A 24,429-nucleotide genomic window follows, 5' to 3' on the forward strand; every position below is an offset into this window, starting at 1 on the left:
GTTATTTTTTTTTAACAATCTTAACTAATTGATATTAATTTTTTTTACAAATTTAATTTCTTTTATAAAAGGTTCATGTTTATGCCTATTAATGAAATCAACGAAGCTGACAGTAATGAATTTACTGAACGTGCTTTGAAGAAAACATTCCATAATAATATTTTTGCGAATGTGACTTCTGCTGGATCAACCAGCAATTCAACCATATCTTACGTTCCTATGAATGGAACATCTGTTTCTTTTCCAATAACTGGAAACTTAATTTTTAATGGAGACAGTTCTATAACTGGGATTAAAGATCCCACTGCTATACAAGATGCAGTAACCTTAGGCTATCTTCAACAAAATTATCTTTCTTTAGTAGGAGGTTCTCTCAAAGGATCATTAGATCTTGGAGGCAACGCTCTTTTAGGAGTAGCAACCCCTGAAGTAGATCAGTTTGATAGCGCAACAAATGTTTTATTCGTTACTTCATTTATCCAGCCTCTTTCTGAAAAGATTAATTCTACTAGCATTGAATTATCTCAAATACATGTAAATATTGATGAAGCATTAAACCATATATCAATTGTAGCGCAAAAAGAAGCAGCTAATGAATTAGCTATTCTTACATTACAAGACGAAGATGATAATATACGAGAACAGTTAGCTCTTGTTGAAAATAATCAACTTAACTGCTTGCAACAAGTCCAAGAAATTACTAACTCTATTACTGAAGCAACCACAACCATTACTCATATGAATAATGATTCTTCACAAATTTCTCAGCAAATTACTAGCATGAATACTGCTATTATAGGCACAGGTCAATTAATCAATGTCATACAAGCAAAATTAGTTGCTAATATCCAAAGCACCATATCAATAACAGAAAATGTTTCTATAACTACAACCAGCTTATCTGACCTACAAAGTATTGTAGAAGGATTAAGCACAACTGTAAATAATCAACGTCATGATCTTAATGAAGTACAAGATATCATAAATCGTCTTAGGCATCGCGTAAAAAAACTTTTTATTCATGAAGAAGCTTTATTACAAAAGTTATATTCCCTTAGCTCTATAGCACAACAAAACACTCATGATATTACAGCTGTAACACACCGCGTTTCAGTTTTAGAAACAGCGCTCAGTAGCTTAGACATCTCATTAACCGCTAGTATTACAATTGTTGATAATTTTTCTGATTCATTTAACTCACAAAACCAAGTGTTGATAGAACTTTCTCAGAAAATGGTACAAATTCAAAAAAATGTAGAAATTATTTCTTCAGTCAATCACACAAGTAATATCGAATTTATATCTTTTCAGGAAAATCTTGAAACAACCAAAAAATTTGTTTGTCAAATCAATCTTAAAACTGAAAAAAATACTACTGCCCTAAAAGATCTAAAAATACGAGTTGATACTATTGATACCAAAATTATTGCTATCAATGAAGAATTAGAAAAATTACCAAAACAAATTACATCATTATCCAGTCAAGTTATTCAACAAGGAACAACTATTTCTAACATTCAATCAGATACAAATTCTCTAAAAAAGAACGTGTTAAATTTAACTTCTGGCTTTTCAAGAATGACTATCAGCTTAAATAATCTGACAACTAATACATATAATAACACAGTAGCTATTACGAATTTACAAAACAAAGATATACAACTACAAAAAGAAATAGACGCTCTTTCTGCATTATTAGAAAAAAATTTTCAACTTACAGCTACTCTTTCATCTCAAACAAGCACTAATACTCAAGATATAGAAGAGTTAAGAAAATTAGTCGCTGTTTTTCCTTTAGGATCTTTACAAGAAATTTTAAAAAACCTCCAAGGATTGGTCAATGAACAGGCCTACAGTATATCGTCTTTAAAAGACATAACCACAAATACCACTATATCTTTTGCAAAATTAGAAAAAACAATTACTCAACAAAGCAATATTCTTAATGAATGTAATAACAAAATTACTTCAGCTGAATCTTCAATAACAAAATTAACTACTACAACAAACAACTTCTCCATACAGTTCGTATCTATTATGAACAGTAACGCGACTTTGGATATTTCACTTAAAAAACTTCAAACAAATATCACAAATATCAACACCACTATTAGTAATAGTGCCTCCTCTATTCAAGCTTTAGAAATAACTCAAGCCATATTAACCAAAAATTTTACTATAACTTCATCTCAAATTAATGCTCAAATTAACCAATTAGGACAACAATTTACAATTGGTGAAGGAACATTAAATAAAATTAATGCAGCCATTACAGAATTACAAACCTCAGACACACATACAACATCTTCATTAACAGCATTAGACCAAACAGTCTTTGCGTTATCTAAGAATGTAAATACTTGTCAAAGTACTTGTGATCTTTTAATGAATTTACTTGGGCAACAAGTCGATACTAGTGGTTGGAGTCAAGGTATTATCCAATACACTCAAGGCATGGGTGATATTCTTAGCAAATTACAACAAACTACCCAAAATGTTACTACTCTCCAATCTTTAACAAATTTTTTAAACACAAACGCTCAATCACAAGCTAATAATATCAATGAAATACAAAGTGACTTATTTTTAGTGAAGCAGCATATGAATCAATCTACTTCTGATATTATTCATTTACAAAGTGAGTTCGATGCTTTTGCTATAGATTTACAAACATTGCAACAAGTTTCAGAGACAGGGCTTGGGAATGAAATTTTAAAAATTGAACAATCTGTAAATGATCTATCCAATGAAGTAGATGTTGTTAGTGGTTCTATTAGCTCTCTAAGTGCTCAAGTACTCAATCAAAAAGATGATATTCAACAACAGAGCTCTGATATTCAAATCATTTACCAAGATCTTTCAACTATTAATAACTCATTTACAGATCTTAGCCAGCATGTATCCATACAAGTAACTGAAATTATTTCAAAAGAAGACTTGTTAAGAGCAAAATTAGATCAATGTATTACAAATATAGGTGATTTACAAACACACCAAACTAGTGATAAAAAAGATTGTTTACAAATTGGTGTATCTTTAGGTGAATTAGAAAAAGCTTTTAAAGCCCTTAGTTCTTCTGTCAGTGTTATAAAGTCTGATATGACAGATGTTCACAATAATATTTCAGGGCTATTAGCATCTGATAATCAATTATCTCAAACACTCACCCATTTATCTACAGATCTTATAAACATCAATGCTACAGTAGCAGCTAATACAAAAGCTATTACAACACTAGAAGGAAATAATCTGTTTGGAATAAATCAAACAATATTGAATTTACAAAATGCAGATGCTGATTTATCTAACCTTATTCATCAACTACAGATTGCCACTCAAAATAATGCTGCTGCAATTACATCTATTACAAATAAGGAAACCTCTGATGTTATTTTACTTTCAGATTTAATTGCTAATTTAGAAAAAAAAGAAGCTGCTGATACAGATAGTTTATCAAAAGCTACAGATGCTGTAAAAAAAGATCTTAATACCACAAATAGTACTCTTTCTAATCTAAGCAATAACTTACAATCTACTTTAATCATGTTAAATGATTTAGATACTCGTTGTGTGAAAAATTTTGCTGGTTTGACTAATTCTGAAAATCAATTAATTGTAAATTTTCAAAATTTAACAACTAAAGTTAATGATCTTGTTGCTCAATCTAGCACTTATAAAGATACGATTTCTGATTTAGGTACTCGTTTAACTATTGATGAAAAAAACTTAGATCATACAAATAACATCTTAAAAACAGCTCAAAATACAATTACTACATTCAATGGATCCTTAAACACCCTAAACTCAACTGTTACAGCCTTGTCTGCTCTTACGCTGTCAACATCTAACTCTGTATCAACACTTACTCAAACAGTCCAAACTAACTCTCAAGATATAATGACAGCTCATCAATACTTAGCTTCATTATCAACATTAACTAATACATTAAATACCACTACTCAAGATTTAACAGAAAAAGTTGATGCTGTTACTACAAAAACAGCTCAATTAAATCATAATATTTACACGATCAATGAAGCAAATACTCATATTAAAATAGATTTAGCAGCTTTAGCTGAAAAAGAAAAACTTGATATATCTTATTTAAATACCACTTCCCAAATCATTACAGAAAATGTAACTCAGTTATCTAACACTATTGGAGTAATGGGAACAACAGTACAACAAACTAGTCAGACTGTTAATAATTTACAGTCGAGTATGAACACTGTTACAAATGGACTAAGTGGAGCAAATGTTAGATTAAGTGCATTAGAATCTTCAGATGCAGCATTAACAAATTCTTTATCAAATATAACAACAAACATAAACAGCCTATCAGCTCATGTAGCAGCAGAAGAAGCTAATTTAAAAACCTTAGCTACTCAAACAACAACGAATACCAGCAATGTAAATCAAACTATGAGTAAGTTATCTGCTGTGCAAGTATCACAAGCTGGATTTTCTAATTCATTAAGTGTTCTTGCAGGAGAAGTCTCCACATTAGCTGGAACGACAGCTGGCAATATGAATTCAATTAATGATTTGTATTCACAAGTACAAAATAATAATAATCACTTAGATGTTGCCACCCAAGATATTGCTGCTTTAAGTGTTGTAGATCAAACTATTTCACAAAATGTTCAAGTTATTTCTTCATCAGTAAAAGGATTATCAGCTTCTATAAAAACAGTACAAAATAATCTCACTAATACTGAAAATAAAGTCTTAAGCAATATTCAAGCTACAACACAATTATCTCTTCAACTAGCCACAAATGTCGCCACTTTACAAGATGCTGATGCATCTCTTCATAATTCTTTCAACTCTCTTTCTGATACAGTCACGCTCCTTGGCCAAAATTCTACTGCTCAATCTCATCAAATTGATCTTTTAACTGCTCAAACAGGAGCAAATATAGATCAAATCAACGCTTCCCAATTAGATATTACTCAAATGAAATTTGTAGAATCAGGACTTTCAAGCAGCATTGTTGGATTAACATTTTCTCTAAAAAATGTTTCTCATACAGTACAAGACCATGAAAGACGTATCACTAGCTTAGAAATAAAATCTGATTCTATGGAACAAGCAGTAGCTCAAACTGAATCTACTGTAGCAACCATAATCTCAGATGTATCTACTATTAATACCTTTAGTAAAGATCTTTCATTGCAAATAGCACATATTGGTCAAGCTGAAGTAGATGATGCAGCACATATTGCTAATTTACAGGTAATTACTGGGGGAAATATCGAAAGACTTCAATCCCAAAGCATACTTTTAGAACAAGTGGCTCATGATCAAAGCATCGCTGCTGGTATCACAGTTAAATTGACTCAAGAAGTAACACTTATTAATACTGTATTAGATGCTGTAACTATAAATATTGGTGATTTAAATAATCAAACTGGAGCTCAAAGCCAAACAATTCAGCATATGCAATCAAATATCACAGATATACAAACAAATACTATTGAATTAAATAGCTTAACTAAAGAGCATACAAATGAAATTATAGAGATAAAAAATAAATCAACTATTCTTTCATCAAATATAAATGATATTCATGAAAAAAATACTATAGTAGAAAAAACTCTTAATAATTATTCAAGTGAAATTGAATTACTAAAAACATCTGATAGTCAAGCGCAAACATCTTTATTGGGAATTTCATCATCTTTACAAGTAGTTCATACTGATCTTATCAATTTACAATCAGAAAATAATAACAATGCGTACCAAATACAACAAATAGAGAAGGATATCACTCATTTCAATGCCTTTGAAACAAGCACCCAACAAATATTTACAGATATTTCACACCATACAGCTAACTTAGAAAGCAATTTAAATAATACTATCCAAAGCCTTGCTAATGTAGGACAACAAGTATCTACTAACACCAGCGATATTTTATCCTTATATTCAACAACTTCTACAATTAGTTCTTCGATTAGTGGCATTAATAATGATATTTCTCACATAACAAATACCATTAATACCTGCAAAACAGATTATGATTTATTAATGTCTGTTTCAGGATTATACAGTGGTCCAGATGCTCATCAAATTGCTACCTTTACTCAAGGAATGACACAATTAACAAATGATATGTCTATTGTTACTGGAACTCTTGCAGCTCTTCAAAGTAATTCTGATTCTCTTTCACAAACAGTCCATTCTAACGCTATTAATTTAGCTTCATTGACAACAGCTTTGACTTCTGTTCAAACAGATGTATCTACAGCGAAGCAAAATATCATTAACATGAATACCTCTCTCACAGTAAATATAAAAAATGTAAAAAACTTAAATCAAAGCGTAAGTATTTTACAACAATCCAGTGATACATTAGTTAGTTCTATTTCAGCTATTTCAGATCAAATTATTGGCCTGCAACAAGGAAATACATCACAAGCTGATGATATCCAAGCCTTAAAAGATTCATCTTCTACATGCCAAGGAAACTTTAATAATCTAAGAGCATCCATAGTCGCACTAACTAATAATGGTTTAAGTATTAATAATTCATTAAAAGATGTTCATGACAATATAGATCGTATGCAAAGTGTAATTAGCGATCATAATCAAGATATACATAGTCTATCTGACTCTCTAGGGCAACAAACACAGAGTATTAGCTCTCAAGGGCAAAGCATTGAAGCTTTGCAAACAGATTATGCACTTACTCAAGGCAATGTAGCACAATTACAAAACGATGTAATTAACTCTCAAAAATTTGAAAATTTAACTGCAGCAACATTAAATAAATTATCAGAAAAAGATGCTCTATTATCTAGTACAGTAAATTATGTTGAACAAGATATTCAAGGGCTGAAAAATTATGATATGTATATTACAGATAGGGTAGCCTCAATATCAGAAGAGATTACTCAATTAGAAGCAGCAACTTCTTCAACAACACAAAAATTAGCTGAAGTAATTGTTACCACTAGTCTTCATAGTGATCATATTGAAAATATTGAAGCAGAAATAACTCACATTGTTTCTCGTGAATCTATTATTACTGGTAATATTGCAACAGCAACAACTGCCATTACTACATTGAATATAAAAACAGCTGATCTTAGTGATGCTGTAAGTCTTTTAGAAGCATCATCAGAAGCTACTATTCAAAATGTTACTTCTCTTACTTCTATCGCAACAACTCTCCAAAGCAATACATCTAGCATGTTCCAAACTATAGGTGTTATTTCCAATGAGATTTCAGAATTACAAAAATATGATGTATCAAATCAACAAGCTGTTAGTGATCTTATTAGCCAAGTAACAGGCATGAATGCTTCATTAGATCATACATTACAAACAGTATCTGGCCTCGTTACTAGCATAAGTACTGATGAAGCTAATATAGCTATTTTAAAAAATGGCTATAATAATATAAGTATGAGTGTAGAAAATGTTCTTCAAGATTACTCTATATTAAATGATAATGTTCATGCTAATAACAATAAATTACTTACTCAATCAGGACAAATTCAATCCTTAAATGAAGCTCAACAAATCTTATCACAAAATGAGGCAGTGTTAGAAGAAACTCTAGCATCTAATGCTCATGATATTACTGCTCTACAGCAAGGTGTTGAAGATTTATCTGATAGAATGATTAGTGCTGAAACTCATATTACAGATATTTCTCAAAATATGATCGCTGTAGAAGCATTAACTAGTAGTACTGCTCAATCTCTTTCTCAAATATCTTTAAGTTTAAATCAAGTTATTGGGGATACTGCTGCTACATCTCAATCTGTTATTGATTTAGAACTTCAGGTAGGATCTAACTCAACAGCAATAAGCACCTTTACAACATCAATAGCTAGCTTATCTGCTTCTGACAATGAACAAAATCATGATATTTCCCTACTAAAAGCAAAAGTATCTACAGTTTCATCTGCAATTGCAGATGCACAGCAAAGTATTACTAGTATAGCTCATAAAACTGAAGCAACAATGCAATCTATAGAAGATCTATCTGCAGTTGAATCTGCTCATATGCATTTATTATCTCAGAAAGATCAGCAATTAACAGATTCTGTTAATACCCTTAACGTTGGTGTAAGTAATTTAGAAAATGAATTAACTACTTTTGCTCAAGATCTAAAAATAACTAAAAAATATACAACAGAAAATACCAAATTGCTCAGCACAGCTGTTCGAGAAATTAGCGCATTAACAAGCTTAGAAAATACATTACAAAATAATGTCACACAGCTAGCTTCTCAAATTGCCATAGTTATGACAGATAACATCTTAAACACTTCTTCATTACACGCTTTAACAGATATAGTAGATAAATCCACAGAAACTATCGCTGAAAATTCTTTTGATATACTTACTATAAAATCAGCTGCAAAAGCTTTAAATCATGAAGTTAATAGCTTAAATACTATTACTACAGAACTTAGTGCTTCAGTACAATCCATTAATTCTAGTGTAGACGCTCTTAAAGAATCAGAAAATTTACTGACTTTGAGCATGTCTAATGTGTTAGATCAAATGGCTGGTATAGCTGCAGTAGAGGATAGCTTATCCAGTCAAGTTTATGATTTTTCCAATGAGTTAACGACTTTTAGCAACAACTTGGTAGCAATTTCTACTATTACAAATAATAACACAGTAACTTTAAACGACTTAATTATTAAGGAACAACAAGATGTAGATAGTTTAGAAAAAGCTCATATTACATTAAATACAACTGTAAGCAACTTAGACATTACAGTTTTAGGTATATCAGAAGATCTTAATAGTTTAAAAAAAGATGTTTCTAATTTATCCACTAATTCAGAAATACACACCCAAACACTTGCTCAACACACATCTATCATTGATAATTTACAAACAAGTGAGTACACACTTTCCCAATCAGTGTCTTCATTAGTTAATACAACAAATGCACTTCAAATAACTTATGGAAATTTACAAGAACAAGTTTCTAATGAAATTGCTGCTCTTACTATATCTGTTAAGAAAGAAGAAAATAATATTTTAGAACTACAAGTAGCAAACACTCAGGTTAATTCTTCTCTTGCTAAAGCTGAAGATAATATAAGTGTATTAAGCACCACCTTTAATATTGTTGAAGCAACTGTATCTCAATTCAAAATAAGACAAGATGAATCAGATCATAATGTCGCCGTTCTTCAAAAAGAATTCGTAGAAGAAAAAGACACCCTTAATAAGCTTGTTCAAAGCACTACTAATGGTTTAGCTACCCTAACATCTGTAACTGATCATATAAAAATTAATGTTGCTGTATTAGGCGAAGATTTATCTATTGTAACCAGTACAGTTAACAATAATACGCAACAGATTAATGACTTGAATTCAGAAGCAGCTAATCTTGCTGAAGAACTTTCTCAAACTGTTACAACTGTTCAAGCTTTAGATAGTTCTATAAATGCTTTAATACAAAAAGAAGCTAGTGATATAGGCCTTATTCAACAAGGAGCAGCTAAAATAAACTCTTCTGTTAATGATTTAACAGGACGAGTTGTTATTTTAGAAAAAGAATCTTTAGCATTACAAATTTTAACTACTCAACAAAAACAAGATTTAAATAATTTAAATCTAAAAACAAGCACAGAAATCGATGCTTTAAATGATGAAACAGACTCATTGACTGTTACCGTGAATACTATCTTAGCAGATGTAGTCAACATACATACCTTAGAAGAAAACCTGTCAACAATAAGTCAAGACCATACTCGTGAAATCATTCAACTTACCCAGCAAGTTGATGAACACACCATTGAAATTATTAGTTTAAAAAAAGGAGTAAGCTCTCAATTTGAAACTCTTAATACTAGTATTTCTAGTATGGAAAGTAATGTATTAGAGTGTAAAAGCCATTACGAAATCATTACGGCTTTGGTTGCTAATTCTTTAGAAAATACTGCTGATTGGAGTAGTGCTCTTAATAACTACACTACCTCTATATCTGTATTACATAATGAAATTTCCATGAATACAACCAATATTGCCACCTTAACTGCTGCAGAAGCTGCAGATGCTGCTTCTATTGATCATATCAAGGGACAAATCACCACATTATTCAATGAGCAAGGAGAACTTAAATACCTTATAAAGAATATCTCTGCTCAAATTACAGTTAACCAAAATGTTACTAATACAAAAATTGATAACTTCCAAATAGCTTTGAATAGCATCAAAGCTAACGATATGATTTTAACAAAAAATTTACGGGACCTGTCTGCTGAAGTAGATCTTTTAAAATTATCTGCAACTCACACAGGTGATACTTTTGTTACTATCAATAATCAAATTACAGAAATTTTTCAAAATATTGAGTATTTAACTAATCAAGAATCTGTAGATATATCCAGTTTAAAAGCAGATATAGAGGCCTTAAAGAACAAAGAGGATCAAGATGCTGCAAATATATTAGAAAAATATACTTCTTTATCTATGAATATGATAGCTAGCATCGATACACTTACAAGCAAAACAACCTCTTTAGATGCGTTATTAGCAGAAGAAAAAATAAGTGCAAATAAACTAGCAAGTAACTTTCAAGAATTTTCCGTCTCTCAATTAATTGCATTAGAGGATCTTAAATCTGCTGATGAAAATCTTTCCACATCAATAGTATTTACATGTCAGACTCTTTTTGAAGTAAAAAATACTGTTGCTGACCAAGGGTTAATTATTGGAGATTTATCACAAAAAAGCATCGATTTAACCAATGCATTAAATGCCTTAAGTAATAAAGAGAATATAGATTTCTTATCTCTTCAAAAAGATCATGAAAAGACCAGTATCTCTTTAAATACATTAGAAAAATCTATGACGCAGATAAATACTGACGTTTCTCATTATAATAGTGAGATTATAGCTTTGACTAATCATCAGAATGCTTTAACAGTATCTGTGGAATCTTTAAGTAATGTAGTTTCTACTAATAGTACAACTCTGAACCAACTACAGCAAACTACACAAATGGATAAGAATCTATTCTGGAGTTTTCTACAAAATCTTAATGCGACTGAACAGCAAAATTTTTCTTCCCTTCAAAGCCAAAATATTACTACAGCAAATTCATTAAGCACCCTACAATCAACTGTATCTGAAATAGAGGTGATTGTTGCCAGTACAGCAAAAGAAACAACGAAAACATCTGCTCTTTTAGAAAAAACAACAATTGCTTTACATGAACTAACTAATCAAGAAAGAATTGACATTACAGCACTACAACATAGTGATCATCAATTATCCAATGCTATTGATGAATTAACCATAAACACAAATTCTTTAAACATCAGCGACCTTGCTATTAATAAAAATATTATTGAAATGAAGCAAGATCTTAAAGCATTACATGAAAGTTCTGAGCAATTACAAGCAGCCTTAAATATTGTAAAAAAACAGTTAATAGAAGATGAAAAAACTATTACACATTTAACTTCTGGACTTACTAATGCAGAAGGAATGATTAGTATTTTACAAAAAAATGTGACCTTTATTATGTCTTCATACCTACCTTTTACAGGTGGAACTATGACAGGCAATATTAATATGGGTGGCATGTATATTATCCAAGGATTAGCTAACCCCCAACATGATCAAGATGCAGTAAATTTAGCTACTCTTAATGCACGTTTAAATGCATTAGATGCCAAAGTTTTGGGTGTATTAAGCCTTAATGGTGACACTGCCATGAATGCTGATTTAAATATGAATGGTAACACTATTATTAATTTACAAAATCCAGTGCAATCACACGATGCTGTAAATTTAAATTATTTACAGAACAATTATATGCCTATTTTTGGAGGCAATATGACTGGTTCTTTAAATATGGGTAATCATTCTGTTACTGGTGTTGCTAGTCCTGTTAATATATCTGATGTTGTTAATCTAGAATATTTAAACACAGAGCTGAGCCATAGAAAAATTAATAACCTACTTTACTCTAGCTTTATAAGCATTCCTAAAGGACGTAATTTATCCCATGATGTATCTAACGCTGGTTATACAGGATGGTTATGGCCGTTGGAAGCAGGTAGAAATGCAGGTCATGCACCTTGGGATAATTTTTCTTTTCAACAAACAAATCCAAATACTGAGTCATTTATTATCCCCAGTGGCGCAAAACCCCATATTATAGGTACAAAACCAGGTATTTACACCTTCTCTTGTATGGTTCTTGGTTTAAGTGACGATGATCGTAATCGTGGTGATCAATCATTAACTCTTACAGTACGCTTATCATCTGCATCATGGAGTAATTCTGTTGCTACATTGATGAGACCTATTACTATACCTTTAAAATTAGCTGATGTTGGAGCTAAACGAATTGGTTCAATTAGTTATGAAGTATTCATGGGTACAAGTACTGCTGCTGGCAGTAGAAATACCTTTATGCTACCTCCAAATTATTCTTCTATTAGCTTTTCTTTACAAAACACCTACACTAAGCATACTGAAGGATCTACACTAAATGTATTAGATATGAACGTAAGCGTTTTATGGATGCCATTTTCTTAATAAATAAATTGAAAAAATATACATAAAAAATGCCATCAATATGAAAATATTGATGGCATTTTTTTATCTACTTGGTTTTCTTTTTTCAAAAAAAGAAGTCCCTTTCGCTAATATGGATGTAATAAATAAATAAAGAAAAGCTGTCATCGTATAAATTTCAAAAGGACGAAATTCACGAGCAACAATATCTTTACTTGTTTTCGTTAATTCAGGCACTCCAAGCACCATAAGAATACTGCTTTCTTTAATCAAAGCAATTAACTCATTTCCTAAAGAAGGAAGTATTTTCTTAAACGTTTGGGGAAGAATAATAAACATAAGAGATTCTTTTAAAGAATACCCTAATAATTGAGCTGCTTCCCATTGGCCTAAAGAAATATCATCAATGCCTCCACGGATAATCTCAGCTAAATATGCAGAAGAATTAATGCTTAATGCGCCAATTCCAGCTATTAATGGAGAAATATCATATCCAATAAGCACTGGTAACCCAAAATAAATGATTAATATTTGAATGAACAAAGGAGTTCCTCTGATAAGAGTTACATAAGAAGCAAAAACAAGATCTATCCATTTTTTTTTTACTTGATTACAACGAATAATGCCTATTAAACAACCCAAAATTAGTCCTATAATAATAGAGGTGGCACTAATCATGATGGTTAGTGCAGCGCCTTGTAAAAGACAATAAATATTATCTAGCCCACGCAAGGAGAATATAGCCATTTTTTTTCAAGAATTTGTATGCTGCCATCTGCTTTTAGATCATTAATGACCTCTTCAATTTCATGGGACAGTTTTTGATTATTTTTATTGATAGCAATTCCATAACCATGAACTCGATACTCATCACCTAAAAGTATAGGCGATGCAGTTAATTCAGGAAATCTTAACATCATTAATTTTAACACTGAAGGCTCTAAAATAGCTGCATTAGATTTACCAAATTTTAACTCTAAAATAAGCTCCTGGACACTTGAAAAAGATTTAATACGCATATCTTTCGTAGCAACTGCTCGAAGAAATTTTTCATGAAATGTCCCTGTTTGCACCGCTACGATACCTTTAAATTCTTCAAATCTTTCAGGCTGTTGCTTCCAAAATACTAATGATAAATGATCAATACCTTCACCTTGATAAGGAATAAAATTAACTTGTTTAGCTCTTTCTTCAGTTATAGATATCGCGCTGATCACCAAATCTATCTTTGATTGCATTAAACTAAAAAATAATGCATCAAAATCGAGGTGTCGTACAACAAGTTTTTTATTAAGCTTCGTTGCAATTTTTTCTGCTATATCAATATCAAATCCTATCGTATGTCCTTTAGAATTGATTGATTCAAAAGGAGGGAATGTAGGATCTGTACCAACTAGCAAAAAAGCGCTTTTGTCCTTTTTATTATTCTGAGAACAAGCAGTACACCCTATTGTTAAACTAACCAAGAGAACAATGATAAATATTTTCATGTTTAAAGGATTTTTTTTATAAATTGCCTAATTGAAATTATATCATATAGTGGAATAAATTTATTTTCTCTCTAAAAAATGAAAATTTTATAAGAAAAATTAAAAGTAATAAGATAGAATGATTTTTCTATAAATTATTTTTAAACTCACGTTATATAAAACAAATTATAAATATAATGAAAAAATTTCTTCTTAAAAGATTCTTGGCTAATTTTTTTAATCTTTGGATAATTTTAACCTTAACGTTTATTTTGACAAAAATTGTTCCTGGTGATCCTTTTTCTGATGAAATGCATATATCACCTCAAGCAATTCTCATATTAAAAAAACATTATCATTTAGACCGCTCAATGATGTTTCAATATGGACAATGTTTGAAAAATTTTTTTACTTGGAATTATGGCTCCTCCTTAACATACCCTAATCGTACTACAGGACAAATTATCTTTAGCGCATTTCCAGTTTCTATGAAATTAGGATTAGCTGCTTTAACATTAGCTCTTTTTATTGGCCTACCAATTGGCATTTATAGTGGAATGCAAACATCAAGAAAAAAAATTCTCTATTTTTTAATAGGTTTTTGCATAGCTAGCGCTGTTCCATATTTTACTTTAGCAGCAATTTTACAATATATTTTTGCCTTTAAATACTCATTCCTACCCTTATCTGGATGGGGTAATTTATCTCATATGATTCTTCCAGTAATCACATTAGCCTTTTTCCCATGCACACTAATAGCAAGATTTACTCAAGTAGCAACCAAAGATGTTATGCAAGAAACTTTTATATCTGCTGCTTACGCAAAAGGATTATCTTCCTTCACAATTATGCATCGTCATATTTTTCCTTTCGCCATACTACCTGTTATAAGTTATTCAAGTGTCTTATTTACTGGACTACTAACTGGTAGTTTTATAGTAGAAACAATGTTTGGCATTCCTGGAATTGGGTGTTGGTTTGTCAATGCTGTTGGCAATAGAGATTACCCTTTAATTATGGGCTTAACAATTTTTTATGGTACTTTACTGGTGTCTTTATCTTTACTTGCTGATGTAATTTATTGTCTAATTGATCCTCGATTAAGGCGGTCTATATGAAAAAAATACAATCTCTGTTTACTTTTTTGAACAAAAAGAAAAGTTCATCAACTTTTCTTTTTGTTTCTTTTGTTATATCTATCCCTGTTCTTTTTTATCTGTTTGTTTATCCATTTTGTTCAGTTTATTTTCATCAAAAAATGGTCTTTGAAGAAGCTAATCTAGCACCATCTACTTCTCATTTTTTTGGTACAGATATGTTTGGGCGAGATATGGCGGTTCGTATAGCTTTATCTGCTCATTTATCTTTAGCTATAGCTGGTTTAGCAACTATCTTTAAAGTGATAATAGGCTTTATTTGGGGAGCTACTGCTGCTTTAGGTGGGAAAAAATGGGATATTATTTTAGTTAATTTTGCTGATATTCTTCTTTCTCTACCCAATATACTAGTGATTATACTTATTGTTGTTGTTCTTGGAAATAATCCTTTTGCATTAATTTTAGGAATGGTAATGACTGGTTGGATTGTGTTAGGAAAGATCATTAGAGGGCACTTCCAAAGATTACAACTCACTGGTTTTGTAATAGCTGCACAATCTTTAGGAGCCTCTCCATTTCATATTTTTTTTAAACATTTACTGCCAAATATTCGTTCCCCAATCATTCCTGTTGTTTCTTTAGCGTTTCAACAATCTTTACTTGCAGAATCTGTTTTAAGCTTTATGGGAGTTGGATTACAACCCCCTCATGTAAGTTTAGGATATTTAGTACGCGAAGGAGGTAACTCATTAAATTACTATCCTTGGCAATTTTTTTTTCCTGCTTTAATACTTTTTTTCATTTTTTTAATATTTATCTTTTTAGCCGAAGGGCTTAAAAAATCATTCGAAAATTTTTAACCATGCATAATCAAGAAATTTTAAATGTAAAAAATCTTTACCTACGCCTTATTAAGCCTGGTGAAGATACTAACCTTCTTAGTGATATTTCATTCCAACTTCATGCTAAAGAATCTTTGGCTATAGTAGGGCCATCTGGAGCAGGAAAAAGTTTAATAGGCAAAGCTTTAATTGGTTTACTTCCTAAAAATATTATCCTGCATTCAGGCAATATTTCTTTTAATAGTAAAAATTTAGGCACTATGACTGACGCCCATATGAAAACTTTACGTGGCAATAAAATTGGTATGGTTTTTCAAAATCCAGCTTCTGCTTTACATCCTTTAATAAGAATGGGCATTCAACTAACAGAAGGATTGCGTAAACATACCCTCCTGACAAAAAAAGAGCGTATTGAAAAAATATTGTTTTTATTAGAAAAAGTAAAAATCAAAAATCCTCATCATTTTATAAAATTATTTCCCTTTGAAATTAGTGGTGGAATGAAACAACGCGCTGCTGTTGTCATGGCATTAGCCTGTTCTCCTGATTTAATCATTGCTGATGAGCCCACTACTGCTTTGGATTGTATTTCGCAATTTCATTTATTAACTTTATTAAGAGACTTAACAGTAGACCTTGGGTCTGGCTTGCTATTAATTACCCATAATATGGCATTGCTAGAAGACTTTTGTGATAGAATGCTAGTCTTTAATAAAGGAAAAATTGTTGAAGAAGGAAAAATTTCCACAGTCTTAAATAATCCTAAACATGAAAAAACTATCTCTTTAATTAAAAATGTTCCTGGTATCCAGCTTCTTGATCATCACTTGAATCAAAAAATTCAAAAATCTGATCAACGCGTGACAACTTCTTTACATTCTCCTGTTTTTGTTAAAAAAATAAACACTCCTTTAATTAGCATTCGAAACTTGTTTTATAGGCCAACAAGTACTCAAGATTTTATTTTAAAAAATTTATCTTTAGATATCTTCAAAGGAGAATGTATTGGATTAGTGGGTGCAAGTGGCTCTGGGAAGTCTACCTTAGCCAGTATCTTATCTGGATTAGCTACACCTTCTTCTGGGTCTATTTTATTAAACAACCAGCCTTGGTCTTCTTCACGATCTTTACTACGCTCTGGAAAAATTCGACTAATTTTTCAAGATAGTGAAGGTGCCTTAAATCCTAAAATGACTGTTATGGAAATCATTCGAGAACCATTGGCTTTACTTAAACAATTTTCTTTGAACGATCAAAAAGAAAAAGTACATAAAGCATTAGATTCTGTTGGACTCAGCCCTCAATTTTTAATACGATTTCCATCAGAACTTAGTGGTGGACAACAGCAACGTATATGCATAGCTAGAGCTCTTGTTTCTCAACCAGAGTGTGTTATTTGTGATGAACCTCTTTCCTCTTTAGACTCATTTAATCAAAAAATAATGTTAGATCTTTTTTTAAATATTAAAAAATCTCTAGGTACTACATTATTATTTATTAGTCATGATCTTCCTACTGTTAAATTCTTCACAGATAAAATTATGGTAATGAATCAGGGAAAAATTGTTGAAAATCTTCCTAGTTATCGATTTTTTGAAGAAGCAAAAGATGCCTATACACAATCATTATTAGCGACTATTCCTTCTTTTTATAAAAAATATAGCTAAAGAAAAATTTATCAAATTTTTAATATAATCTTTTTTTTCTATTTTTAAGGATAGATAATCAAATGTTAATACTAGGCTTGGAAAGCACTTGTGATGAAACAGCATGTGCAGTAATTAAAGATGGAAAAGAGATTTTATCAAATTGTATAGCATCTCAAGAATCTTTACATGCTCCTTATGGAGGAGTTGTTCCTGAAATTGCAGCTCGGGAACATGCTCGTGTTTTTCCTGATTTATTACAAAAAGCATTAAAAATTGCTAATGTCTCTTTAGCAGATATAGACTTAATAACAGTTGCATCATCCCCAGGATTAATTGGTGCTCTAAGTACGGGTGTTAACTTTGCTAGAGGTCTTTCAATTGGAACAAAAAAAAAATTAATAGGTGTAAATCATGTAGAAGCTCATCTATATGCAGCCATTATGTCAGCAGAAACCTTACCAATGTTTCCTTCTTTAGGAATAGTTCTTTCTGGAGGCCATACTGTGATGTTTTTGATGAAATCGCATATAGATTATGAAGTTATTGGCATGACTGTAGATGATGCTATTGGAGAAGCTTTTGATAAAGCTGCTAGAATATTAGACCTTCCCTATCCAGGAGGTCCTTCTATTGAAAAATTAGCTACTCATGGAGATGTTTTAGCTTTTTCTTTTAAAGCTGGTGAAATAAAAGGTCGCCCTTATGATTTTTCGTTTAGTGGGCTAAAAACAGCAATTCTTTATGCAGTAAAAGGACAAGGCAATAAATCTTCAGCAATATCAATTCTTCACACAGATCAAGATCGCCAAAATGTGGCAGCTTCATTTCAACATGCTGCTTTTTCTAAAATTATTGATAAATGTTTACTTGCAATTAACCATTTTTCTTGTAAGGCTTTAATTATTGGAGGCGGCGTTGCTTCTAATTCTTATTTTAGATCGTTGATTGAAAAAAAAATCAATATCCCCTCTTTCTTGCCTCCTAAAAATCTATGCACAGATAACGCAGTTATGATTGCTGGTTATGGTTATAGCTCTTATTTAGCACAGGGTATTATTAGTAAAAATATTACTATTTCATCACAATCTGCATGGAAAAAGTATGATTTTTTATAAATAGACTATTATATGCTTATCAAAAAAACATGTATTTTTTGTTTTTTCTTATGTTTAGTATTTCTGTATCTGGATGTACTGCTTAAAAAAAACTATCAATTAAAAAAGAAAAAATAACTCTTCCTATTTTAGAAGATCCAACATCTTTTGATCCTAGAAGAGTCGCTTTTGTATTAGATTTTCAATTTGCCAGGCATGTTTTCTCTGGATTATACATATTGGTCAATATGATAAAATTGTTGAAAATTTAGCTTCTACAAGAAAAGTATCTAAACGATAAAAAAAGTTATTGGTCAGATAATACCCTTGTAACATCCTATGATTTTAAGGAATCATAGCAACAAGTACTCTTTCCAAAATTTGCATGCCCATTAGCCTATACACTTTACCCGATAAAAATGCACAAAAAAATAAAAGAAGAAGGCATGTTTTTATGAGAATTAGGTATTGAAACTCCATGTGAGGATGTACTAATAATTCATTTAGAACATCCATTCCCTTGTTTTAAAAAATTAATGGCATTTCCAATTCATCATACACAGCGTAAAACCCAAGCATTAATATTAAAAAAACTTATTTTTAATGGACCTTTTCTACTAAAAAAATGGGAACCACAGCAATGCGTTGTTTTAGAAAAAAATCCTTTATATTGGAATTATAAATTCATAACTTATAATGAAATTGAAATAAAAATCATTAAAAACTCAGCTACTGCAGCATTAATGTTTCAACGCGGTTAATTAGATTGGATATAGATCGTCAAGAATTAATTAAACAAATTTTTAAAAATGACCACACTCCTGCTATCTCTATATTACCTCCTTCGCTATCATCTGAATTTATCAAAAAAACACGCCTTAACAAACAAAGAAAAAGCTATGGAAATTTTTCTTCCATTAAGCTTTGTTATGTAGCTTCTAATGCTATATACCATATAATTGCTCTCTTACTTCAAGAACAATGGAGAAATGTTTTAGGAATTGAAATCCAAATAGAGGCTTGCGAGGCTAAACTATTTTTAGATAAAAGAGCTTCTATGAATTATGATTTATTAATTAGCAGTTGAACTGCTGATTTTAATGATCCTTTATTATTTCTTGAACATTTTCAAAGCCAAGGAAACTCTCATACATGCATATCCTCACATTATTCAGGATTTAATAACTCATTGTTTAGTTCTTTATCACAACAAGTAACCATTAATAAAAATGAAACTTTAAAAAAAAACTTCTCTTCAAAGCTGAACATATTTTAATGAAGGAACTGCCAGTTATACCTCTTTATCATCCAATTCTTGAATATCTAGTTAATCCATCCTTGCATAATATATACCTAGCTATTACTGGAGGATGTAATTTTACCTACGCAACTTTTGAAAAAAAAATTATTAATCATTTATTTTCATCTTAATAATTTAGCCATTTCTCTCTCAGAACTCTTGATAATTTCAAAAAAAATCTCTTTTGTTACATCTTTTAGCTATTCTTATAAATAGATTTTAACGACATCTTTATTTATGCTTTTGGTCCAATGATAAAAAGGCATTTTTAACTAATCCATATTAAGCCTGTTTTATGCAAATAAGATGGATGGATTTAGATTGTGAGTTCAATATGTTATTAAAATACGTTAATACTAAGGCATCTTTATTATTTGCCATCTTTGCTTTGTTAGGATCTATATTATCTGGCTGTGGAAAAGAAAAAAAAACTATAACCCCTTCTTCACAAAAAATATTAACGATTCCTTCTCTTGAAGATCCTATTTCTTTTGATCCTAGACGCATTACTTACATTAGAGATTTCTCTGTTCTGCGACATCTTTTTACGGGATTATGGCGTGTAGAAGATGGTAAAAACATCGTTCCTAGCATGGTAAAAACTGTAGAAATTTCTAAAGATAGACAGACTTACATCATTTCATTAAAAGAAAATTTTTGGTCTGATAACACACCTGTTACCTCTTATGATTTTAAAGAATCTTGGGCACAAGTATTATCTCCCAATTTTTCATCTGTTTATTCTTCCATTTTTTATCCAATAAAAAATGCTAAAAAAATTAAAGAAGAGGGAATGGATGCATCACAATTAGGTGTTGAAACTCCCTCACATGATCAGTTAGTAATTCATTTAGAATATCCTGTTTCATATTTTGAGGAATTAATGGCATTTCCAACAACGTTTCCAGTACATCATAAGCAAAGAGCAGCTGGAATGCTTCCACTTAAACAAATTATATCTAATGGTCCATTCTCATTACAACAATGGGAACCCCAGGAAGGCATAAGCCTAAACAAGCATCCTCTTTACTGGGATCATGAAAATGTCAGTATTAACCAAATAAAAATTAAAATTATTAAAAACTCTTCTACAGCTGCTTTAATGTTTCAACGTGGTCAATTAGATTGGATTGGCCCACCATGGTATGAAGCAGTACTTCCTGAAGCAATGGATCAATTAAGAAAAAATGGAAAACTCAATCATGCTCCTTTACTTGGCACTAGCTGGCTTGCAGTTAACTTAGATCATAAATATCTTAAGTATCCTGATATTCGACATGCCCTATCTATGGCGATAGATAGAAAAGAGATTATCAAACAAGCATTAAGAAGTTCCCAATTACCTGCCCATCGCATATTGCCTCCTTCTTTAGCTCATGGAGATATTTCTACTCCTTCTTTAACAAACAAAGATGAAGCCTTAAAATTATTTAAAAAAGCTCTAATTAATCATGGCTTGTCTGTTGAAGATTTTTCCTCCATCACGCTTAATTATATTTCTTCATACATTACTGATAGTAAAATTTCAGAACTTATTCAAAAACAATGGAAGGAAATCCTTGGCATTCATATCAACATAGAGCCTTGTGAAGCTAAATTATTTTTAGAAAAAAGAAGTTCTCAAGCTTATGATCTCATGATATGTAAATGGGTTGCTGACTTTGATGATGCCTTACCTTTTTTAGAAATTTTTCAAGGACAAGGTAGTGGTAAAAGTTACAGTGCTATTCATTATACTAAATTTAAAAATAAAGCCTATGATGCCCTTCTTAACCAAGCTATCTTTGCTAGTAAAAGTAGCTTAAAAAAAGGATTCCTTTTAGAAGCAGAAAATATTCTTATGAAAGAATTACCTGTTTTACCCATTTATTATCATATCATGGAGTATGCAGTTAGTCCTAAATTACAAAATTTTAACCTATCTGTTGCTGGTGGAGTTGATTTAACGCATGCAACATATAATGAAAATTAGTAAATAAGTACTATATAAAACATAATATTGTTTTATGTGCCTGGAGATGGAAGCCTTATAGCTATAGCTTGATGATACTCTTTAGCCTTTTCTTTATTTTTTAAAGTTTTTATTAATTTATTTGCTATTTCTTTAATTTTTTCTTGTTCTTCCACGCTAAAAGAATGTGGATGAACAGATGTCATTATATTTTTTAATACATGTTGCAAATAAGTTAATGTATTACTAAAAGATCCGTGTTTTTCATAAAAAGCACTTGATACATATCCACAAGGAGTATGTGTTTTAATGATTTCATCAATATAAGATACTGTTTCTAATATTACTGCTGGTGTTTGTATTATTTCTTGAGCTTGGACTTTAAAGTACATACCATTTGCCATCAAAGCTATTGTAAAATAAACCATATTCAAAAAATACTTTTATTAAAAATTATTGCATCATAATTATGATTTATACGTTTTTCTTTTTTTTTGTGAAATACAATGTTTTTTTATAAATTTAAATCATATTTAGCAATAAAAGTATTATACTATTGCTGTACGTTAATAAATGTTTTAATAGATTGTGAACGCTCAACTAAGCATTATCAATAGCTTGATCTACTACTGCTTTCATCTAATTTTTAACCCCCTTAATATTATATTTTCCTAATTTCATGAGATTATAGAACCTACAAAAAGGTTTTATAAAATAGTGAAAGCTCTGTTTTCCTAAACATTATTATTGTATATTTCAATAAATCATGAATGGGAAAAAATCGCATTTTAAAAAATGAGTCTTACTTAAAGAACCTTATGAGTAAGATTATCTTTTTTTTTATGTTACAGAAAGGACAAATCATGACCAAAGTCTTATTATTTTTTTTTGTATTGATATCTTTATTCCTATCTGGATGCCAAGTTCATGAAAAAAAACAAAAGTCTTCTTTTTCTGCTCATCCTATTCTTAGAATACCCCTATCTCAAGACCCTGCTTCTTTTGATCCTAGAAGAGTCTCATATTTACGAGATCTTTCCCTCATGCAACATCTTTTTGAAGGACTTTATAGAAGAGATTCTTTAGGAAATTTTGTTCCAAGTATTGCTGATAAAATAGATATCTCTGAGGATAAATTAACGTATACTTTTCACTTAAAAGATAGCTTTTGGAGTGACTCTACGCCATTAACTGCGCATGATTTTATAGATTCATGGAAACAAATATTATCTCCAGATTTTCCTTCTATTTACTCTTCGTTATTCTATATAATAAAAAATGCTCAAGCAGTTCATCAAGGCTCTCTACCTATATCTGAATTAGGCATTCAAGCTATTTCTGATCAATCTTTAGTAATTCATTTAAATTCCCCTGTTCCATATTTATTAGAGCTTTTAGCCTTTCCTGTAGCCTTTCCTATTCATAAAAATCAAAGAATAAATGGTATTATTAGTTGTAAAAATCTTATTTGTAATGGTGCTTTTGTATTAAAAAAATGGAAACCAGAAACCAGTTTATTGTTAGAAAAAAACCCTTATTATTATAATAATAAGGCTGTTTCTCTCCATCAAATCCAAATGCCTATTATAAAAAATTCAGTGACTGCTCACTTACTTTTCCAAAAAGGGCAACTTGATTGGATTGGAGCTCCTTGGAATGAAAGTATTTCTCCTGAAGCTATAAATAAATTAATCATACAAGGTGAATTACATCAGTCACCTATTCCTGGAACAACATGGATATCTTGTAATACAAAATCTCCTTCTTTATCTTCTGTAAAAATACGCAAAGCTTTATCTATGGCAGTTAATCGTAATGAGCTTATAGATCAAATAATGAAAGGTGGCCAACAAATAACATTCCGTATTTTACCACCTTCTTTAGCAACTGGCCCAATTTCAAATCCAGCTACTACAAATCCTTGTTTAGCTGTTACTTTATTTTCAGAAGCGCTTGTAGAGAATCATTTACAAGCAGAAAACTTTTCGAATATTTCTCTTTCTTATATTGGATCTAGTGCATCATCTTCTAAAATTGCTGAATTAATATACGCTCACTGGAAAACACATTTAGGCATTCATATTAAGTTAGATCCTTGCGAATATCGATATTTTTTATCCAAAAGAGAAAAAGGTAACTATGATATGTTATTAGGAAATTGGTGCGCTGATTTCCAAGATGGGTTACCATTTTTAGAAATTTTTAAATCACAAAATTTACCTGGAAATTTAGAATCAACACATTACTCACGCTGGAAAAATCCTTTATTTAATTCTTTACTAGATCAAGCAACTTTGACAACAACCTCAACAACACGTTCTCAGCTATTAATAAAAGCTGAAGAATGCCTTTTAAATGATATGCCTGTCATCCCTCTTTATAATGCTGCTGTTGAATATGCTTCTAACAAAGCTGTCGAAAATATTGTTGTATCTTCTAATGGATTAGTAGATTTTACTGGCGTTACTATTAAATCTAACTAAGGATGAAAATAATTAAATTACTAATACAGTTTATTGC

General features: G+C 30.7%; 13 protein-coding genes. 10 read left to right on the forward strand and 3 right to left on the reverse strand.

Going from position 1 to position 24,429, the window contains the following annotated elements:
• Positions 1-81 precede the first annotated feature (81 nt).
• Positions 82-12,528: a hypothetical protein gene (locus CLAVI_RS04345; protein ID WP_194844374.1), complete on the forward strand. Its 12,447-nt coding sequence runs from the start codon at positions 82-84 to the stop codon at positions 12,526-12,528.
• A gap of 63 nt (positions 12,529-12,591) precedes the next feature.
• On the opposite strand, the gene CLAVI_RS04350 is transcribed toward CLAVI_RS04345, so the two are convergent.
• Both CLAVI_RS04350 and CLAVI_RS04355 read right to left on the reverse strand, forming a co-directional pair.
• On the reverse strand, positions 12,592-13,254 hold the full coding sequence (locus CLAVI_RS04350; protein ID WP_194844375.1) for an amino acid ABC transporter permease: 663 nt from the start codon (positions 13,252-13,254) through the stop codon (positions 12,592-12,594).
• Positions 13,227-13,997 (reverse strand): transporter substrate-binding domain-containing protein, encoded by a 771-nt coding sequence (locus CLAVI_RS04355; RefSeq protein ID WP_194844376.1) that lies wholly within the window; start codon positions 13,995-13,997, stop codon positions 13,227-13,229. The genes CLAVI_RS04350 and CLAVI_RS04355 overlap by 28 nt, the downstream gene beginning before the upstream one ends.
• A 176-nt stretch (positions 13,998-14,173) precedes the next feature.
• On the opposite strand from CLAVI_RS04355, the gene CLAVI_RS04360 reads away from it, so the two are divergent.
• The 8 genes from CLAVI_RS04360 (at position 14,174) to CLAVI_RS04395 (ending at position 21,930) form a co-directional block, all read left to right on the forward strand.
• Positions 14,174-15,094 (forward strand): ABC transporter permease, encoded by a 921-nt coding sequence (locus CLAVI_RS04360; RefSeq protein ID WP_228547642.1) that lies wholly within the window; start codon positions 14,174-14,176, stop codon positions 15,092-15,094.
• Positions 15,091-15,933, forward strand: coding sequence for an ABC transporter permease (locus CLAVI_RS04365; protein ID WP_194844378.1), 843 nt, complete (start codon positions 15,091-15,093; stop codon positions 15,931-15,933). Before CLAVI_RS04360 ends, CLAVI_RS04365 begins: the two co-directional genes overlap by 4 nt.
• A 2-nt stretch (positions 15,934-15,935) precedes the next feature.
• Positions 15,936-17,582 (forward strand): ABC transporter ATP-binding protein, encoded by a 1,647-nt coding sequence (locus tag CLAVI_RS04370; RefSeq protein WP_194844379.1) that lies wholly within the window; start codon positions 15,936-15,938, stop codon positions 17,580-17,582.
• A 62-nt stretch (positions 17,583-17,644) separates the two neighbouring features.
• Complete coding sequence (gene tsaD / locus CLAVI_RS04375) at positions 17,645-18,679, forward strand: tRNA (adenosine(37)-N6)-threonylcarbamoyltransferase complex transferase subunit TsaD (protein WP_194844380.1); 1,035 nt, start codon at positions 17,645-17,647, stop codon at positions 18,677-18,679.
• A 446-nt stretch (positions 18,680-19,125) separates the two neighbouring features.
• Positions 19,126-19,419 (forward strand): ABC transporter substrate-binding protein, encoded by a 294-nt coding sequence (locus tag CLAVI_RS04380; protein ID WP_194844444.1) that lies wholly within the window; start codon positions 19,126-19,128, stop codon positions 19,417-19,419.
• Positions 19,420-19,424: 5 nt separating this feature from the next.
• Positions 19,425-19,745 (forward strand): hypothetical protein, encoded by a 321-nt coding sequence (locus CLAVI_RS04385; protein WP_194844381.1) that lies wholly within the window; start codon positions 19,425-19,427, stop codon positions 19,743-19,745.
• Positions 19,746-19,933: 188 nt separating this feature from the next.
• Positions 19,934-20,089, forward strand: a complete 156-nt coding sequence (locus tag CLAVI_RS04390) for a hypothetical protein (protein ID WP_194844382.1) — start codon at positions 19,934-19,936, stop codon at positions 20,087-20,089.
• Between the two features lie 179 nt (positions 20,090-20,268).
• Positions 20,269-21,930, forward strand: a complete 1,662-nt coding sequence (locus tag CLAVI_RS04395; protein WP_194844383.1) for a peptide ABC transporter substrate-binding protein — start codon at positions 20,269-20,271, stop codon at positions 21,928-21,930.
• 32 nt (positions 21,931-21,962) lie between these two features.
• On the opposite strand, the gene CLAVI_RS04400 is transcribed toward CLAVI_RS04395, so the two are convergent.
• Positions 21,963-22,337 carry a hypothetical protein gene (locus CLAVI_RS04400; protein WP_194844384.1) on the reverse strand — a complete coding sequence of 125 codons (375 nt, stop codon included), beginning with the start codon at positions 22,335-22,337 and terminating at the stop codon, positions 21,963-21,965.
• Positions 22,338-22,772: 435 nt separating this feature from the next.
• Between CLAVI_RS04400 and CLAVI_RS04405 the strand changes: the two genes are divergently transcribed.
• The gene (locus CLAVI_RS04405) at positions 22,773-24,392 is read left to right on the forward strand and encodes a peptide ABC transporter substrate-binding protein (RefSeq protein ID WP_194844385.1); all 1,620 of its coding nucleotides are present in this window, start codon (positions 22,773-22,775) and stop codon (positions 24,390-24,392) included.
• Positions 24,393-24,429 lie beyond the last annotated feature (37 nt).

This window comes from Candidatus Clavichlamydia salmonicola, from assembly GCF_015356765.1.
Lineage (GTDB): Bacteria > Chlamydiota > Chlamydiia > Chlamydiales > Chlamydiaceae > Clavichlamydia > Clavichlamydia salmonicola.

Bases quoted from the DNA above. Each gene is read 5' to 3' on its own strand.
- CLAVI_RS04400 (WP_194844384.1), bottom strand. From the start codon at position 22,337: ATGGTTTATTTTACAATAGCTTTGATGGCAAATGGTATGTACTTTAAA.
- tsaD (WP_194844380.1), top strand. From the start codon at position 17,645: ATGTTAATACTAGGCTTGGAAAGCACTTGTGATGAAACAGCATGTGCA.
- CLAVI_RS04350 (WP_194844375.1), bottom strand. From the start codon at position 13,254: ATGGCTATATTCTCCTTGCGTGGGCTAGATAATATTTATTGTCTTTTA.
- CLAVI_RS04365 (WP_194844378.1), top strand. From the start codon at position 15,091: ATGAAAAAAATACAATCTCTGTTTACTTTTTTGAACAAAAAGAAAAGT.
- CLAVI_RS04345 (WP_194844374.1), top strand. From the start codon at position 82: ATGCCTATTAATGAAATCAACGAAGCTGACAGTAATGAATTTACTGAA.
- CLAVI_RS04355 (WP_194844376.1), bottom strand. From the start codon at position 13,997: ATGAAAATATTTATCATTGTTCTCTTGGTTAGTTTAACAATAGGGTGT.
- CLAVI_RS04390 (WP_194844382.1), top strand. From the start codon at position 19,934: ATGAAGGAACTGCCAGTTATACCTCTTTATCATCCAATTCTTGAATAT.
- CLAVI_RS04360 (WP_228547642.1), top strand. From the start codon at position 14,174: ATGAAAAAATTTCTTCTTAAAAGATTCTTGGCTAATTTTTTTAATCTT.
- CLAVI_RS04405 (WP_194844385.1), top strand. From the start codon at position 22,773: ATGACCAAAGTCTTATTATTTTTTTTTGTATTGATATCTTTATTCCTA.
- CLAVI_RS04395 (WP_194844383.1), top strand. From the start codon at position 20,269: ATGGATTTAGATTGTGAGTTCAATATGTTATTAAAATACGTTAATACT.
- CLAVI_RS04370 (WP_194844379.1), top strand. From the start codon at position 15,936: ATGCATAATCAAGAAATTTTAAATGTAAAAAATCTTTACCTACGCCTT.